Source organism: Mesorhizobium sp. B3-2-1, assembly GCF_006439515.1.
Lineage (GTDB): Bacteria > Pseudomonadota > Alphaproteobacteria > Rhizobiales > Rhizobiaceae > Mesorhizobium.
Genome location: NZ_VFTI01000049.1, coordinates 17,604 through 33,390, shown reverse-complemented (window position 1 = coordinate 33,390; position 15,787 = coordinate 17,604). Strand labels below are relative to the sequence as shown.

Genomic DNA, 15,787 nt, shown 5'->3' with positions numbered 1-15,787 from the left:
CGGAACTGGTCGTGGTCGTCGAAAGCCCGGTCTCGTCCGAGCGTCGCCGGCAGATGTTCGATGCCGTCGACGCCGTGATGCGCCGCAGTCCGGAAGTCGGCGCTTATAACCAGACTTTTTGAGAGGCTCAAGCCGCGAGAATAGCGGCTTGGTGCAACTGATTCATTGCAAAGTGGGACGACGGGCTCTTGCATCCTCACGCTCCAAGGCAGGCTCTGCCAGGGTTCGCAGCGTCAAAGGTGTGCCGTTATGGGTCACCCGCATATGGTCCCTTAATTGCATCTCCCATCCGGCGTCAGAGGTGAACCTTTGGCGAGCGCTGGGATAACCATCATGGTAGGAAACACACTGCGGCTCGGCTGCAACAGGTGCAAACTTGCTCTTGTCGGCGATGAGACACGACCATCGAATCTTTTGAGATGCCCTGGTTGTGGGGCTGCAGACACGTGCGAGAATGTGATGCTGGAGATCGACGAAAGGCGAGCCGAAGCACTTTCGCGCGCTCTTTGCCGTCCTGAACTGCGGGATGGAAGAACGGGTCGGACAAAAGTCTACCGTTTCGCGCTTTTGCTTGGGCGGCTCGTGCGTGCCGAAGTCAAAGATCGGCAGTAGCATCGCGCTGGCGATCGACCCTTGCGTAGCCGACGCCAAGATCAGGCCCTTCTGGTGACCTGGTCGAGGGCCGTAACGGGAACCTGTACTCCTCGACTGTCTACAAGGTCCTTCCCCAGCCGAACGATTTCCGGACAGTATGCAACCTGCAAGGTACATATTTGAAAAGCCGCTCTGGCGTGCTGTGCCGAGCAATGAATGTACCGGCCCCAACCGCGATCTATTGCAGCTGCCTGCAAGTACACGCGGCTCCTGAATTCGCCGGAAGATCTTAGTCCGTAAGACCTACTTGAATACTTGCCAGACCATGATGCATCCTTGAGGCCACAGATGGTCCTTGGCCGCCCCGCCTCAGGTGCTCAGCTGGTGGCAGTCGGACTACCGGTCGCGGTTAACGGAGCTCAGCAATGACGCCCAAGCGATTCACTCGCCCTATTCAAGTGATTGTGGAACTTGGCTTTGCGCATGAGGTGTCATCTGTCATGGACGCCTATCAGCTTCTTGACGAATGGGTCGGGGTCCGCAGCCCAACGCATGCGGCCACACTTGCGCTTTTTCGGTCTGCGCTTGCAGACGACAAGGACGCTGAAACGGCTCGCCTTGCCTTTGAGGCATTTGCTCGATCGCGGGGAATTCTGGGCCAGGACGCAATCGAGTCCTTTGGTGGTGCTGCAGAAGATTGGATGACAGCCTATGACAGGCGGTCCGATGTCGTGGTTGACGGCTAAAGCAATTCCAGGAAAAGTGCGAAGCGGTTTTCCGTCCGGAATTGCGTGAAAACAAAGAGTTAAAGCGGTTGGGCGGGTCCACTGAGCCGCTCTAGGCTATGACCAGAGCGCCTCCACAGCGACGGCAATCTCATCTGCGTCTGGCCCCAAGCGCACGCGAAAGACATGTGTCAATCGGTCGATCCGCTGTTCAAAAGCGTGCCGGAGGCCTGCGAGAAAGATAAACGGTTCTACGCCTATCTCGCCCTCATCGACGCGATCCGCATCGGTAATCAGCGTGAATGGGAGACAGCCCACAAGCTGACCGAGCGGCTCTGCCGCAGGCAGCAGCGCCTGGTCGAGAGCGTCGGCTTTCCTTGTGCGACCGTCCGCCTGCCAGAGGGTGAGGACGTGACGATCCACTCGATCGAAGCGCTCAATGAAGCGCTTGGCAAGGGGCCGGATATGGCGGCTCTATGCAAGAAGGCCGAAGCTGATTTCGCATCAGGCACGCTGGGATGCGGCCGCCGAGGAGGCCGGTTATCCGCTCCCTGGTTGCGAGGATCGAGATCATTCCGACGGAGGGCAGGGGGCAGATTGAGCTCAAGGTCCACGGTGCGCTGGCGGAGCTCCTCAACCTGGCAAACCGCAAACCAGGAGAGGCGCCCAACGCTGTATTGATGGTAGCGGGAGAGGGACTTGAACCCCCGACCCCAGGATTATGATTCCCGTGCTCTAACCAACTGAGCTACCCCGCCAGGGCGGCGACAGGCCCGAAATCCGCCTCAAATCGAAAGGCATTTCGCGGCGTTCGCCAAGGTCGCGCGGATATAAGGTTGGGAGGGCGAGCCTGTCAAGCTTCGATGCATTCGATATCAGCGCATATTCCTATTGGCGAAAAGCTTTGCCGCGCGAACGCCTGGTTGCGGCCGCTGGGGTTGAGTTCGACGGGGCACGTCGCTATGTCTCGGCCACGAGTTTTTAGAGTTTGAAACATATGAAGCCGCGCATTGCAGTCCTCGGTTGCGGATACTGGGGCTCAAACCACATCCGCACCCTCAAGGCGCTCGGCGCATTGCACGCGGTTTCCGACACAAATCGTGCCCGCGCCGAAGGTTTCGCCAGCGAACAGGACTGCCTGGCGATCGAGCCGGACCAGCTGTTCGTCCGCGATGACATCGACGCCATTATCATGGCCTTGCCGCCGCAGTTCCATGCCGATCTTGCCGTGCGCGCCGTCGAGAACGGCAAGGACGTGCTGGTGGAAAAGCCGATCGCGCTGACGGTGCCGGATGCCGAGCGCTCGGTGCAGGCAGCCAAGGAGAATGGCCGCGTGTTCATGGTCGGCCATGTCCTGCGCTTCCATCCCGCCTTCGAGACGCTCAAAGGGCTGATCGACAAGGGCGAACTCGGCGAGGTCCGCTACATCCATTCGCACCGGCTGGGGCTCGGCAAGTTCCATACCGAGAACGACGCGCTATGGGACCTTGCGCCGCACGATCTGTCGATGATCCTGGCCATCACCGGCACCGAGCCGATCGAGGTGCGCGGCGAGGGGGCGGCACTCCTCGACAATCTCAGCGATTTCGCGCATCTGCACATGCGCTTTCCCAACGGGCTGCGCAGCCATCTTTTCACGTCGCGGCTCAACCCCTATCGCGAGCGGCGGTTGACGGTGGTCGGCACCAAGGCGATGGCGGTGTTCGACGATGTCGAGCCATGGGAGCGCAAGCTTGCCGTCTACCGGCACGCGGTGTGGCAGGACAGCGGCCAGTGGGCGTTCACCACCAATGAGCCGTCCTATGTCGCGGTTGCCCAAGGCATGCCGCTGACGCGCGAGCTGGAGCATTTCATCCAGTGCATCGAGACGCGCGCCGAACCACGCACCAGCGGCGAGGAAGCGATCAGGGTGCTTCGCATCCTGACGGCGGGCACGGTCACCCACACCAAATCCTGAGACTGTTTGGAAATTCTACTCTGGCGGCCATCTGATGGCGTCTTCTGCGCTACTACAGCGCCGCGCGTCCTCTGGACGCGCAAAGGACGCCGTAGCACTTGATTTGGCGCATGATCCTTTCCGAAATCGCTTTTCGATTTTCTGGGTCATGCGCTGCTCACGGACGCAAATGTCCGCTGCGCTCCGGTTCTCGAAACCACCACCATATGACTCGCCAGAGCGAATTTCGAAACAGTCTCAAAGGTCGGCGGGAACCTGCGCCGGCCTCGCGGCGAGCCGGCTCAGCATCGCTTCGGCTTCGGCGCCGCGCTCGGAGCGCTCGATGAAGCCGCCGCCGAAGACGCGGGCCTCGTTGCCGTCGTCGGAATAGAGCACGCAGGCCTGTCCGGGCGCGATGCCCGATTCACCATCGGCCAGTTCGACCGAGGTCACGCCTGCCTCGTGGCGCAGCACGGCCGGCCGTGGCGGCCTGGTCGAGCGCACCTTGGCGAACAGTTCGATGCCGCCGGCGGGAACATCGGCGAGTGCGCCGTCTCCCAGCCAGTTCATGTTGCGCAGATAGATCTTGTGCGTCTCCAGCGCCTCGCGCGGGCCGACCACGACACGGGCGCGCTCGGCGTCGAGATGGACGACATAGAGCGGCTCGCCGGACGCGATGCCGATGCCACGGCGCTGGCCGATCGTGTAACGCAGAATGCCCTCGTGGCGGCCGAGCACGCGGCCGTCGATATGGACAATGTCGCCCGGGTTGGCGGCCGCCGGCTTCAGCTTGGCGATGATGTCGGAATATTTGCCCTGCGGCACGAAGCAGATGTCCTGGCTGTCCTGCTTGGCGGCGACCGTCAGCCCCATCTCCTCGGCGATGGCGCGAACCTGCGGCTTCGACAGGCCGCCAAGCGGAAAGCGCAGATAGTCGATCTGCGCCTGCGTGGTGGCGAACAGGAAATAGCTCTGGTCGCGATCGGCGTCGACCGGCCGGTAGAGCGCGCGGTGGGCGCCATTGGCGCCGGAACGGATGTAGTGGCCGGTGGCGAGCGCGTCGGCGCCGAGATCCTTGGCCGTGGCCAGGAGATCGGCGAACTTGACCGTCTGATTGCAAGAGACGCAAGGAATGGGCGTCTCGCCGGCGACATAGCTTTCGGCGAAGGGATCGATGACCGCCTTGCGGAACCGCTCCTCATAATCGAGCACATAATGGGGAATGCCCAGGGTCTCGGAGACGCGGCGGGCATCGTCGATGTCCTGGCCGGCGCAGCATGATCCCGCCCGATGCGTTGCCGCACCATGATCGTAGAGCTGCAAGGTGACGCCGACGACATCGTAGCCCTCTCGCTTCAACAGGCCGGCGACCACGGATGAATCGACGCCGCCGGACATGGCGACGACGATGCGGGTCTCTTCGGGACGTCTGGGAAGGTCGAGACTGTTCATGGTGCTTTCATTCTGCGGCAGCTCAAATGCCTATGTCGAGAATATAGGTCAAGCTTTCATGCGGCGCCAGCTTGCACGGCGACCCACGGCGTGGCGACGTGGTGAATGGGTACATTTCTCCCGGCTGAAACAGGGCTTCCAGCCGGATATTTCAAATGCCCGCCAAAAGACTAACGCGGCGTTCACGATCCTTACCTAGTCATTAGGGTCTGCTTAGGCAATTTTTAAAGCTGTGGCGGTAACGTGGCGGGGATTGGGTCTTTGAGTTTTTTGTAGAGAGTACGATGACCGATCTGGTTAGACCTAGAGTGAAGTATGTTATCGGGCCCGACGGCAGCCCTCTCACGATTGCCGATCTGCCGCCGACGAACACCCGTCGCTGGGTTATCCGGCGCAAGGCGGAAGTGGTTGCAGCGGTGCGCGGCGGACTTTTGAGCCTTGAAGAGGCATGCCAGCGCTACAAGCTGACCACGGAGGAATTCCTGTCCTGGCAAGCGTCGATCGACGAATACGGCCTTGCCGGGCTGCGCACCACGCGCATCCAGCAATACCGGCACTAGGCCGGTCACATCACGAGCAAAGGGCGCGGCATGCCGCGCCCTTTTTCTTTCGGAGCGACGGTGTCGCCGCTCAGATCGTCAGCGCTACCTTGCCGATCGGCCTTGTGGCGAGAAAGGCGTGGGCGGCTCCCGCCTGGTCGAGCGGAAAAGTCCTGGCCACGTGAACGGCAAGCTTTTGCGCCTCGATCAAACCGGCCAGCTCAAGCAGGCCCTCGCGGTCGGGCACGACCGACATGCGCTCGACCCTGATATCGCGCGAACTGGCGTCGGCGCGCGTGGCGTCGTTGACATTGAGCAATGACACGAGCACGCCGCCGGGCTTAAGCACTTTCAGCGAGCGATCGGCATGGTCGCCGCCCACCGGCTCCAGCACCAGGTCGATATTGCTGATCTGGCTGGTGAAATCACCCTTGGTATAGTCGATCACCTCATCGGCGCCGAGCTTGCGTACGAAGTCGAGCTTGCCCGGGCTGGCCGTGGCGACGACGTAAGCACCACGCGCCTTGACGATCTGCACGGCCAGATGGCCAACGCCGCCAGCTCCGGCGTGCACCAGCACGCGCTGGCCTGGTTTCAGTCCGCCATGGCGGACAAGGCCTTGCCAGGCGGTGAGACCGGCCAGCGGCAATGCGCCGGCCTGGATATGGTCCGCCCGCTTCGGCTTCAGCGCGATCTCATCGGCCGGCACGGCCCCCAGTTCGGCGTAGGCCGCGGCCTGCTTAGGGAAGCGCGGCATGCCGAACACCTCGTCGCCGACCTTGAAGCCGGTGACGCCGGCGCCCAGCGCCTCGACCGTCCCCGAAATATCCCAGCCAAGGATGAAGGGTGGCTCGCCGAGCAGCGGATAGTGGCCGGCGCGCACAGCGCCATCGACCGGATTGATGCCGGCCGCCTTGACGCGGACCAGCACCTCGCCGGCCTTCGGCGTGGGATCGGGCAATTCGGCGGTGACAAGAACGTCGGGCCCGCCAACGGAATTCTGGGTTACGGCACGCATAAAATCTCTCCTGCTTGACTAACGCCACTATCATTTGGAGAGTAAGGGCCTATTGTCCAGTATGCACCTTTTTGATATATAGGCACCTCATGGATAGTGATTGCGATTCCCCCTTCGGCTACGACGCGTTCCGGCGGACATGTCCGTCGCACACCGTTTTGGAGATGCTGGCCAGTAAATGGGTCTATCTGGTGGTCTGCGCGCTGCGCAAAGGCCGGCAGCGCAATGGTGCGCTTGCCCGCAAGCTCGAAGGCGTCACGCCCAAGATGCTGACCCAGACCTTGCGTGTGCTCGAGCGCGATGGCTTGGTGCGGCGAGAGGTCTATCCGGTCATTCCGCCACGCGTCGAATATGAATTGACCGAACTCGGTCAGAACCTGGCGGGACTGCTTGCCCAGATCAGATCATGGGCGGAGCAGCATGCGCCCGATATCAAGGATGCCCGGGCAAGGGCGATTGCCGGAAATGAGGGGGACTGGGCGGCCTAGGCCTTGCATGCCATCAGCGCATTCGCGGCGGCCCGCCGGCGCCGGGTGCAGGCTGTCGCGCGACAGGGTGGCGCGCTTGTGTGCGCGCCGAATGGCGCGGATGTCCGCTTCAGCCGATCATGGCGCTGCGGCCACCGGTTTCGGCCTCGCGAATCTTGGTATCGCGCGATTCCAACATCTCCGCCTTGGAAAGCTCCGCTTCAGCTTCACCGAGTAATGATTCGGCGGCGCTTCGCTGCAGGGCGAGGTCGCCTTGCGAGTTCCTTAGATTGTCACGGCGCAGGCGCGCCGCCTTGGCGAAGGTCGGATAGGCGAAATGATTGATATCTGTGATGCCGGCTTTCTTTTCCTCGGCGGTGATCTGAAGCTCCAGTTCGACGGCCATGCGCTCGAACTCGGCGATCATCATGTCGAGCTGCAGCATCTGGCGACGCTTCTCATTCACCTGAAACTGTTTCAGCCGAACGAGGTTTTCACGTGACTTCATGATTCGGTACTCCCAGAAACGCACACCCGCACATATCGTCCAAACCACTTGGAAAGGCCCAAGCGCTGCCCGTGTCCACCGGCTTTCCCCGCACTATGGGAAACAAAACCCTAAAGTTTTTTGCCGATGGTAACCATTCGTTTACGGGCATTGTTAATCATACGTGTCAGGGCTTAAGGCCGGGTAAAAATTCCGGCCGCCGAAGCGAAGCCGCGTCGATGAGTCCCTGGAGTCACTTAGTCCAGGTTATTAATGTGTCGCATTAGGAAATTTGGTCTGTGATTCGTTATTAGATTCAAGAGGGTGTAGAAAGGGGTTAAAAAATCTGGTACCGTATTGGACGGGAAATTAGGTTTTGTTAACCATTCGATGGCAGCCTCTCTACAAGGGCAACCACTGCTCCGGGGCAGGACGGGTCGTGAAATGGTCCGGCGGCAGAAAAGGGGAATGAAATGCGTGTTCTGCTGATAGAAGATGACAGTGCAACCGCACAGAGCATCGAGTTGATGCTGAAATCGGAAAGTTTCAATGTCTATACGACGGACCTCGGCGAAGAGGGTGTCGATCTGGGCAAGCTCTACGACTACGACATCATCCTTCTCGATCTCAACCTGCCCGACATGTCCGGTTACGAGGTCTTGAGAACGCTTCGCCTGTCCAAGGTAAAGACGCCCATCCTCATCCTCTCCGGAATGGCCGGCATCGAGGACAAGGTACGCGGCCTCGGCTTCGGCGCGGACGACTACATGACCAAGCCGTTCCACAAGGACGAGCTGGTGGCGCGCATTCATGCCATCGTGCGCCGCTCCAAGGGCCACGCCCAGTCGGTCATCACCACGGGCGACCTGGTGGTCAATCTCGACGCCAAGACCGTCGAGGTCGGTGGCCAGCGCGTGCACCTCACCGGCAAGGAATACCAGATGCTGGAGCTGCTCTCGCTGCGCAAGGGCACCACACTGACCAAGGAAATGTTCCTCAACCACCTCTATGGCGGCATGGACGAGCCGGAACTGAAGATCATCGACGTCTTCATCTGCAAGCTGCGCAAGAAGCTCGACGCCGCGTCCGGTGGCCAGAACTATATCGAGACCGTCTGGGGCCGCGGCTATGTGCTGCGCGAGCCGGAAGACATCCGCGTCAGCGCCTGAGCGCAGTGGGCGGAGCTTTTCTCAAAAACCCGGCCATGGCCGGGTTTTTGCATGTGAGCCGATAATTATTTTGCGCACTGCGAGACGGCGGACCGCCGCGCGGGTCTCCTGGAACAGCGTTCAGGCAGCGATCTTCAAGGCGCGAAAGCGCTCGAGCAGTTGCGGGCGATTGAAGGGCTTCAACAGATAGCCCTGGGCGCCGGCGCGCTTTGCCCGCATGATCGATGCGATATCGAGTTCGACCAGCGAGATCAAAATCTGCGGCCTGATCGGGCTTTCCATGGCACAGACGCGCCGGATGAGGTCGACCGCCTGCACGTCTGGCAGAGCGCCGTCGACGACGATGATGTCGGGCATGTCGGCGGCGCACATCTCCAGTGCGTCAAGCCCGCTGGCTGCCTCGATGACCATCATGTCGGAACCGCCCAGGATGCGTTTTGCCACCTTCCTGATGACGCTAGAATCGTCGACGAACATGCAGCGTTTCATTTCCGGTTCCTCTCTGCCCTTGGACAGTCCGGTCGTTCGGGGCATCTGCGGCGTAGCCTAGACCGATCTGGTAAAGAAGCCGAAAAGCCGTTAGGTAAAATTTTTGCAAAGATGTCGTTCGAAGGCCTTTTCCTTGCGGATGCTTCGGCGGGCAAAGATCATCGCGCCTAGCTGGGGCGTCAATGAAATATTTCAGACTGAAATACTTTGTTCGGTCGCGCGCCACCGGGCGCCGGCTTCAGGCCGCTGAAAGGACGATTTCTTCAGCCGTCGCATGGATCGAAATCGTCATGTTGGCCTCGCGGGCCAGCAGCAGCGTGTAGTAGGGTTGCACCGAATGCGCGTCGATCGGCTCTTCCGGCTTGTGGCCGGAATGCAGTTCGAGGAATTTCGGCGGCACACGCAGCATCGGCCCGCTTGCCGAAAGCGAAAAGCGCGGCTCGGTTTCGAGATTTTCGAGCGTCACGACCAGTTTGCCGCCGCGCGGAATGGCGGCATTGGCGACCAGGAGCAGGTTGAGCAGCAGCTTGACCTTGTTCTTGGGCAGCAGCGCGCGGATTCCGTTCCAGACCAACTCCGGCTTTTCGTTCTTGAGGAAGGCGATGGCGACGGCCTCGGCATCTCCGGTGTCGATCATCATGCCGGCCGAGCCGGCGGCGCCGAAGGCGATCCGGGCGAACTGCAAGCGGGCCGAGGCGTTCCTTGCACTCTGGCGGATGAGCCGCATGGCGTCTTCGTCGGCGCCGCCTTCGTCGAGCAGTTCAAGCCCGTTGTTGATCGCGCCGACCGGCGAGATGATGTCGTGGCAGACGCGGCTGCACAAAAGCGCCGCCAGGTCGGGAGCGGAAAGGGTGAACAGATCGGCCATCGGCGAAATCCCTGCAAAATCTTCCAGTTCGTGGCCAAGCGATCGATCTTCGCGCCTGCCCACACGAATCACGCTTCAACCCAAGGCTTTCTGAATACACAGCGCCCGCGCGTGCAGCAACAAATCCAAATTGTCGTCATGGCATATGGCGCATTCACGCAGGCTGCGTGTCCCCTCAAGCGGCCAAACAGCCTTCGAACCGCCATCTTCATGTGGGAGTTTAATGGTTGAAAAAGGATTACGGCATAGTTTGCCCCTAACAGTCATCCTTAACGGCCGCCTAAAGAGCCGTACGGATGCGAGGCGTCGGCGAAAGTGCTTCATGACGGAGATTGGAAGCATGTTTTCCCGATTCTATGACCGGAGTTTTCTCCGTGTCCTCTCAATGGCGATCACGCTCATGGGCGTTCTCGTTTTCACGACATCGCCCTTGCGGGCCCAGGAGTACACCGCTCAGGAGATTGTCGATTCCGGCCACAAGTTCTTCGGCGCGACATCGGGCGGATTGGCCACCGTCGTGGAGAAGATATTCGCCTCCTACGGTCTGCCCAATGGCTATCTGCTCGGCGAGGAGGGATCCGGTGCGCTGATCGGCGGCCTGACCTATGGCGAAGGCACGCTTTACACCAAGAATGCCGGCGATCACAAAGTCTTCTGGCAAGGCCCGTCGCTGGGCTGGGATTTCGGCGGCGAGGGGTCACGCGTGATGATGCTGGTCTACAATCTCGACGATGTCGGCAACCTCTACAATCGCTATGGCGGCGTCGCCGGTTCGGCCTATGTGGTGGCGGGTATCGGCTTCAACGTTCTGAAGAACAACAATGTGCTGCTGGTGCCGATCCGTACCGGCGTCGGCGCGCGGCTCGGCGTCAATCTCGGCTACCTGAAACTGACCGAGCGAGCGACCTGGAATCCGTTCTGATCTGTCCGATATGATGGAATCGCGGACCGTTCGACCGGATTCCCGAGCCACGACCCGAATGACCCGCGGCAAGCCCTTGCCGCGGTGCCGGATTTCCGCCATGCCAACATGGCACAGTCCAGCCTTCCAAGTTGTCGTCGATAACGGGTAGTCCTTTGGTTCAGTCGGTCCTGTTCTTTGCCCTCGGCTTTCTCTGTGCCGGCTTTCTGGCGCTGATGGTGGCTCCGGCCGTCTGGCGGCGTGCCGTCGCCCTGACCCGCAGGCGCATCGAAGCCTCCATCCCGCTGACGCGAGCTGAAATCCAGGCCGACAAGGACCGGATCCGGGCCGAGTACGCCATGTCGACGCGGCGACTTGAAATCAACGTCAAGACGTTGCGCGAGAAGGTGGCCGAACAACTCGTCGAAATCAATCGCGGCCGCGAGGCGCTGAAGGGGCTGGCGGTCGAGCGAGCGGGCAAGGATCATGCGCTCGCCGAACTCGGCGCCAAGAGCGAAGCGCTACGCCAGCGCGAAGAGGAACTGCATCAGCTTTCGGAGCGGCTCAAGGAAACCGAGCGAAAACTGGAAAGGCGGGCGCTCGATCTCGAGAAGCTGGAGCACATGTATGACGATGCCAGTTTTGCCTCCAGCAGCCGCCAGATCGAACTCGTGGCCCGCGAATCCGAATTGCAGAAGCTCGCCAGCGACATCTCGCTGCTGCGCGGTCAGCGCAAGGAAGCGGATCGGCGCAGCCAGGAGATCGCGGCCGAAAGCAAGGCCGCGCGCGATGGCCTCAAGGCCGAGAAGAAAAGAGCCGCCGAACTCGACAAGAAGGTCGAGCGGCTGCTGGCAACGCTCGCCGACCGTGAGGACAAGCTTGATCGGCGCGAAAAGGAGTTGGCGCGGTTGCGAGAAAAAGCGAAAGCCGAGGACGGCGCATCGGCCTTGCGGCTGGTCGGCAAGCCCGATGAAGCCGGCCGGCATGACGAGGCCGATAAGCGCGACGACATGGACCGGGCGATTGCCAAGCTCGACGGCGACCGCGAACGGCTGGAGGCCAGGCTGACGGCGCTGGCGCGCGAGAACAAGCGGCTTAAGGCGGATCTCGGCGCCGTGGCATCGTCGGGTTTGGCGAATGGCAATGGCGCCGCGCTGCGTGAGCAGATGAACGAACTGGCGGCGGAGGTCGTCCATCTGACAGCCAAGCTCGAGGGCCCCGATTCACCAATCGCCAAGGCGCTGGCGGCGCCGCAGGACAACCGCTCCGCCGGCCACGACCGCAGCCTCGCCGACCGCGTGCGCGCCTTGCAGAAGGCAGAAGCCAACTGACGGGTGCGGGCTGGCCGCTTTCGTCGCGTCCTGACTCACATCAAAGTCAGCGCGAGAAATGATGCAGGGCAATGGCCGAGGCGGCGGCGACGTTCAAGCTGTCGAAACCTTTCGACATGGTGATCCGCACGGTTTGCAATCGGGAAAGCAGGCTTTCGGGCAGACCTTCGCCCTCGGTGCCGAGGTAGAGCGCCAGGCGCTCGCCGCGCCGTGCGTCGCGTATGTCGATCCGGCCGCGCGGTGACAGTGCGAACTGGTCATAGCCCCGCCGATCGAGGTCCGCCGTGAAGTCCGCCGTGTCGGTGAAGGACGCGAAAGGGATCTCGAGCGCGGCGCCGACCGAAACCCGGATCGCCTTGCGATACAGCGGATCGCAGCATGTCGCATCCATCAGCACCGCATCGGCGCCGAAAGCGGCGGCGTTGCGGAAGATCGAACCCATATTGTCATGGTTGGCGATGCCGACAAGCACGACGACCAGGGCTTGAGCGGGCAAGGCATCCAGCAATGATCCGGCCGGGTGCGGCGTTTCCTTGCGGCCGATGGCCAGGATGCCGCGATGCATATGGAATCCGGCAATCGCGTCCATCACCGCACTGGCGACGATGTAGACCGGCAGGTCCGCTCGTGTCTTGCGCAGCATGTCCTCCAGGCCGCCAAGCCGGTTTTCCAGGATCAGGATGGATTCGGCGCTGAAGCGGCGCGACGACAAAAGCAGGTCGAGCACCACCTTGCCTTCGGCGACGAAGCGGCCTTGCCGGCCCGCCAGATCGCGCTCGCGGATATCGAGATAGGGAGCGACACGCGGGTCGCGCGGATCGTCGATACGAATTGGGTCCATGTCCCGCTCAACAATAAAGAACGTGGCGCGTGTACCGGGAAAGACACACGAGCCACGCTCCGCAAATTGTCAGCGAGGTAAACGGCCGCGGCAGCGTCCGGTCAAGTCCCGGCGCGGCGCAACCTCTGCGCCATCTGCGACAGATCCTCCTTGCCGCTGCCGAAAATGCCATCCAGCATGGCGAGCAGTTCGCGCACCGCATCGGATTTGCAGGAATAGTAGATCATCTGACGATCGCGGCGGGTGTCCACGAGGTCGAGCGCGCGCAACTTGGCCAAGTGCTGCGAGAGAGCGGATTGGCTGAGCATCACCTTGTCGGCGATGGCGCCGACCGACATTTCACCGTCGATCAGATAGCTCATGATCAACAGCCGTTTTTCGTTGCCCATCAGCATCAGAAATTCGGCAGCCGATTCGGCGTTGGCGATTAGCTTTGTCGAGACCATTGATGCCCCATGCTGTTTGCTCATCGAGGCGCCATGGGGGCAATGGTGCCTGAATCCATAAATTCACTTGCGAAGGACGCCGACGAGTCAGCGCCAGAACCAAAGCCTAGAACATTTCTTTCAAATCTCAAGGGTTGCTTTTGATCAAATGCAATTTAGTCGCGTCTTATGCCTCCGATGCGGCCCTGCCGGCCCTGGCCATGGCAACTAGAACGGGACGCAATTCCGATACATTTATCAATGGTTGCGCGAAGAACACCCGGCAAACATTGTCCCCCGACACCAGATCCATGCCATCGGCGTCCAAACCGGCAATGGTCCAGCCATCGCCGGATGCCTTGGCGAAATGACGGGCATAGACGGCGATCGCCTCGAGATGGTCCGCATTCATGTGCTCAATGGCCGATTGTTCGCTTCCGGCGAGTTCCTCGATGATGGGCCCAACGGTGAGGAGGTCGGACCGTTCGAGCAGATAGGCCTTGCCGAAGCCGCCGTTGAGGCTGGCGCGTTGCGGCTCCAGGCGAAAGATCGAAAAGTCGCCGAGCCCGGCATAGAGGCCCGCCTTGGGATTGCGGTTGAGATAGCGGCGCTCGGCGCGGGCATGCGCCTGCGAGCAGCGCTCCAGCCGTGATGCCTGGCAGATCAGCGTCAGCCTCGGATGCGCCAGCGGATCGCCTTTGCCGGGCTCGCCAAGCAACAGGGAACAGCGCGGATCGGCAAGCAGGGCTGATGTGTGCGCCGCAAGCATCGATACCAGGATAAGCGGCGCGCCGTCGATGTCGGTGGCGACGCCGACCCGGCTCGCCAGTGGCGATCCGGTCTGTGGTTCCAACACCGCCAAGGCGCCGAAGCGGGCACTGCGCAGAAGCGTTTTCGCCAACCGGATCGCCTCGGCGTCGGTCTCGCGGATTACATCCCTATCTTGATTTTGCTGCATCAAAACGCTCGCCACAATTTGTCCCGCTTATCGGTGCTGCCGGCCGGATCCGGTCCCTCCGACAACAGTCGGCTAGCCCTATTTCGGCGCCATGCGGATGGCGCCGTCCAAGCGGATGGTCTCGCCGTTCAGCATCTGGTTTTCGATGATGTGCAGGGCGAGCGCGGCATATTCGGATGGTTCGCCGAGGCGCGGCGGGAAGGGCACGGCGGCGCCCAGCGAATCTTGCACGTCCTGCGGCATGCCGGCCATCATCGGCGTCTTGAAGATGCCGGGCGCGATGGTGCAGACCCGGATGCCGGAACGGGCAAGATCACGCGCCACCGGCAGCGTCATGCCGACCACGCCGCCCTTGGAGGCGGAATAGGCCGCCTGGCCGATCTGGCCGTCATAGGCGGCGACCGAGGCGGTGTTGACGATGACGCCCCGCTCACCACCCTGCAGCGGCTCGAGTTTCGCGGCGCGGTCGGCAACCAGGCGGATCATGTTGAAGGTGCCGATCAGATTGACTTCGATCACCTTGCGGTATTGGTCGAGTGGATGGGGTCCATCCTTGCCGATCGTCTTCACGCCAATGGCGATGCCGGCGCAATTGACCAGGATGCGCGGCTCGCCCAGCTTGGCGGCGACATCGGCGAGGGCGGCGGCGCCACTGTCGGCACTCGCGACGTCGCACTGGACGGCGATGCCGCCGATCTCGGCCGAAACCTTGGCCGCGCGCTCCATGCCGACGTCGAGGATGGCGACGCGGGCTCCCTTGGCGGCAAGCGCGCGCGCTGTTGCCTCGCCAAGGCCGGAGCCGCCGCCGGTCACGATCGCGATCTGGCCGTTGGGGTTCATCGCGTCATCCCTCCTGTGAGAATGGCTTTGCTATGAAAATAGGGACGGATCAGGCCCGGATCGACGGGCCAGGTCAAGCCATCGCTAGACGTGCTCGGCAATCCTGGCCTGGCTGGCGTGACCGACCTCGCCCGAAAGCCTGGCAACCGCGCCCGGTATGATCTCATGCGACAAAAGGCGGTCGAAGTCGACAGGCCGCGGCATCGAAATCTGGCCGCGCGGAATGCGCTTGAATCCGAGCGGCCCGTAATAGGGCTCGTCGCCGACCAGCATCACGGCGGGTGCACCGGCCTTGGCGGCCGCCTCCAGCGCGATTGCCACCAGCCGGCGGCCGATGCCGAGATTCTTGAAGGTCGGCCGTACCGCGAGCGGCCCGAGCATCAACGCCCGGCCGGCACCGGCCGCTATGCGCGTCATGCGCACCGAGGCGACGACGAGGTCGCCGTCGACCGCGACAAAGGACAGGGCGCGCTCGTGACCGCCGGCCTCGCGGATCTTGTAGGCGGCCAGCACGAAACGGCCAGGCCCGAAGGCTTCGTCGTTGATGGCTTCGATTTCAGGATCGTGCGCCGGGGTTTCCGGCAGGTATTTCACGTCGGCAAGGCTCATGGTCGTTGCGTTCCGGTAGAGGAGGAAAGGTTGCTGCAAACGGCAGCATTCGCCAGTCAGCGCTTCATCAAGCGCGGGCGCCCTTTCGTCGTCGGTCAAACCGGATCAAAGCAAAGTCGAACATGCGGAGTGTCCGCT

General features: G+C 61.8%; 18 protein-coding genes and 1 tRNA gene. 8 read left to right on the top strand and 11 right to left on the bottom strand.

Features of this window, described 5'->3' with window-relative positions; translation table 11 throughout:
• The first annotated feature begins 1,019 nt into the window (after positions 1 to 1,019).
• Positions 1,020 to 1,340, top strand: a complete 321-nt coding sequence (locus tag FJW08_RS31040; RefSeq protein ID WP_140813608.1) for a DUF982 domain-containing protein — start codon at positions 1,020 to 1,022, stop codon at positions 1,338 to 1,340.
• A 165-nt stretch (positions 1,341 to 1,505) separates the two neighbouring features.
• Positions 1,506 to 2,000 carry a hypothetical protein gene (locus FJW08_RS32605; RefSeq protein ID WP_181183096.1) on the top strand — a complete coding sequence of 165 codons (495 nt, stop codon included), beginning with the start codon at positions 1,506 to 1,508 and terminating at the stop codon, positions 1,998 to 2,000.
• On the opposite strand, the gene FJW08_RS31030 is transcribed toward FJW08_RS32605, so the two are convergent.
• Positions 2,001 to 2,077: transfer RNA gene (locus FJW08_RS31030), tRNA-Met, on the bottom strand. It lies immediately after the preceding gene.
• A 239-nt stretch (positions 2,078 to 2,316) separates the two neighbouring features.
• On the opposite strand from FJW08_RS31030, the gene FJW08_RS31025 reads away from it, so the two are divergent.
• On the top strand, positions 2,317 to 3,276 hold the full coding sequence (locus FJW08_RS31025; RefSeq protein WP_140813607.1) for a Gfo/Idh/MocA family oxidoreductase: 960 nt from the start codon (positions 2,317 to 2,319) through the stop codon (positions 3,274 to 3,276).
• A 237-nt stretch (positions 3,277 to 3,513) separates the two neighbouring features.
• Here FJW08_RS31025 and mnmA read toward each other — a convergent pair whose 3' ends face one another.
• The gene (gene mnmA, locus FJW08_RS31020) at positions 3,514 to 4,707 is read right to left on the bottom strand and encodes a tRNA 2-thiouridine(34) synthase MnmA (RefSeq protein WP_140813606.1); all 1,194 of its coding nucleotides are present in this window, start codon (positions 4,705 to 4,707) and stop codon (positions 3,514 to 3,516) included.
• Between the two features lie 284 nt (positions 4,708 to 4,991).
• Here mnmA and FJW08_RS31015 point away from each other — a divergent pair, with 284 nt between their 5' ends.
• Positions 4,992 to 5,267, top strand: coding sequence for a DUF1153 domain-containing protein (locus FJW08_RS31015; protein ID WP_006203587.1), 276 nt, complete (start codon positions 4,992 to 4,994; stop codon positions 5,265 to 5,267).
• Positions 5,268 to 5,337: 70 nt separating this feature from the next.
• Here the strand turns inward: FJW08_RS31015 and FJW08_RS31010 are convergent, their stop codons facing one another.
• Complete coding sequence (locus FJW08_RS31010) at positions 5,338 to 6,264, bottom strand: NADP-dependent oxidoreductase (RefSeq protein WP_140813605.1); 927 nt, start codon at positions 6,262 to 6,264, stop codon at positions 5,338 to 5,340.
• A gap of 89 nt (positions 6,265 to 6,353) precedes the next feature.
• Here FJW08_RS31010 and FJW08_RS31005 point away from each other — a divergent pair, with 89 nt between their 5' ends.
• On the top strand, positions 6,354 to 6,752 hold the full coding sequence (locus FJW08_RS31005; RefSeq protein WP_140813604.1) for a helix-turn-helix domain-containing protein: 399 nt from the start codon (positions 6,354 to 6,356) through the stop codon (positions 6,750 to 6,752).
• A 109-nt stretch (positions 6,753 to 6,861) separates the two neighbouring features.
• Here the strand turns inward: FJW08_RS31005 and FJW08_RS31000 are convergent, their stop codons facing one another.
• Positions 6,862 to 7,239: a flagellar export protein FliJ gene (locus FJW08_RS31000; RefSeq protein WP_140758551.1), complete on the bottom strand. Its 378-nt coding sequence runs from the start codon at positions 7,237 to 7,239 to the stop codon at positions 6,862 to 6,864.
• 452 nt (positions 7,240 to 7,691) lie between these two features.
• On the opposite strand from FJW08_RS31000, the gene ctrA reads away from it, so the two are divergent.
• Positions 7,692 to 8,387, top strand: a complete 696-nt coding sequence (gene ctrA / locus FJW08_RS30995; RefSeq protein ID WP_006203583.1) for a cell cycle two-component system response regulator CtrA — start codon at positions 7,692 to 7,694, stop codon at positions 8,385 to 8,387.
• A gap of 120 nt (positions 8,388 to 8,507) precedes the next feature.
• Here ctrA and FJW08_RS30990 read toward each other — a convergent pair whose 3' ends face one another.
• Together FJW08_RS30990 and FJW08_RS30985 are read right to left on the bottom strand one after the other, a co-directional pair.
• Positions 8,508 to 8,876 (bottom strand): response regulator, encoded by a 369-nt coding sequence (locus FJW08_RS30990; protein WP_140758550.1) that lies wholly within the window; start codon positions 8,874 to 8,876, stop codon positions 8,508 to 8,510.
• Positions 8,877 to 9,114: 238 nt separating this feature from the next.
• Entirely contained in the window at positions 9,115 to 9,744 is a 630-nt protein-coding gene (locus FJW08_RS30985) for a histidine phosphotransferase family protein (RefSeq protein WP_140758549.1), read from the bottom strand.
• Between the two features lie 385 nt (positions 9,745 to 10,129).
• Between FJW08_RS30985 and FJW08_RS30980 the strand changes: the two genes are divergently transcribed.
• Together FJW08_RS30980 and FJW08_RS30975 are read left to right on the top strand one after the other, a co-directional pair.
• A complete protein-coding gene (locus FJW08_RS30980; protein WP_224598844.1) occupies positions 10,130 to 10,666 on the top strand; it encodes an EipA family protein in 537 nt (178 codons plus the stop codon).
• 155 nt (positions 10,667 to 10,821) lie between these two features.
• Complete coding sequence (locus tag FJW08_RS30975) at positions 10,822 to 11,976, top strand: hypothetical protein (RefSeq protein WP_140813603.1); 1,155 nt, start codon at positions 10,822 to 10,824, stop codon at positions 11,974 to 11,976.
• 46 nt (positions 11,977 to 12,022) lie between these two features.
• Here FJW08_RS30975 and FJW08_RS30970 read toward each other — a convergent pair whose 3' ends face one another.
• The 5 genes from FJW08_RS30970 to FJW08_RS30950 all read right to left on the bottom strand — a co-directional run bounded on the left by FJW08_RS30970 (position 12,023) and on the right by FJW08_RS30950 (position 15,649).
• A complete protein-coding gene (locus FJW08_RS30970; protein ID WP_140813602.1) occupies positions 12,023 to 12,817 on the bottom strand; it encodes an RNA methyltransferase in 795 nt (264 codons plus the stop codon).
• A 101-nt stretch (positions 12,818 to 12,918) separates the two neighbouring features.
• Positions 12,919 to 13,263 (bottom strand): metalloregulator ArsR/SmtB family transcription factor, encoded by a 345-nt coding sequence (locus FJW08_RS30965; protein WP_140758545.1) that lies wholly within the window; start codon positions 13,261 to 13,263, stop codon positions 12,919 to 12,921.
• Between the two features lie 166 nt (positions 13,264 to 13,429).
• On the bottom strand, positions 13,430 to 14,200 hold the full coding sequence (locus tag FJW08_RS30960) for a HugZ family protein (protein ID WP_140813601.1): 771 nt from the start codon (positions 14,198 to 14,200) through the stop codon (positions 13,430 to 13,432).
• A 78-nt stretch (positions 14,201 to 14,278) separates the two neighbouring features.
• Entirely contained in the window at positions 14,279 to 15,040 is a 762-nt protein-coding gene (locus FJW08_RS30955) for a 3-hydroxyacyl-CoA dehydrogenase (RefSeq protein WP_140758543.1), read from the bottom strand.
• A gap of 84 nt (positions 15,041 to 15,124) precedes the next feature.
• Positions 15,125 to 15,649: an N-acetyltransferase gene (locus tag FJW08_RS30950; RefSeq protein WP_140758542.1), complete on the bottom strand. Its 525-nt coding sequence runs from the start codon at positions 15,647 to 15,649 to the stop codon at positions 15,125 to 15,127.
• Positions 15,650 to 15,787 lie beyond the last annotated feature (138 nt).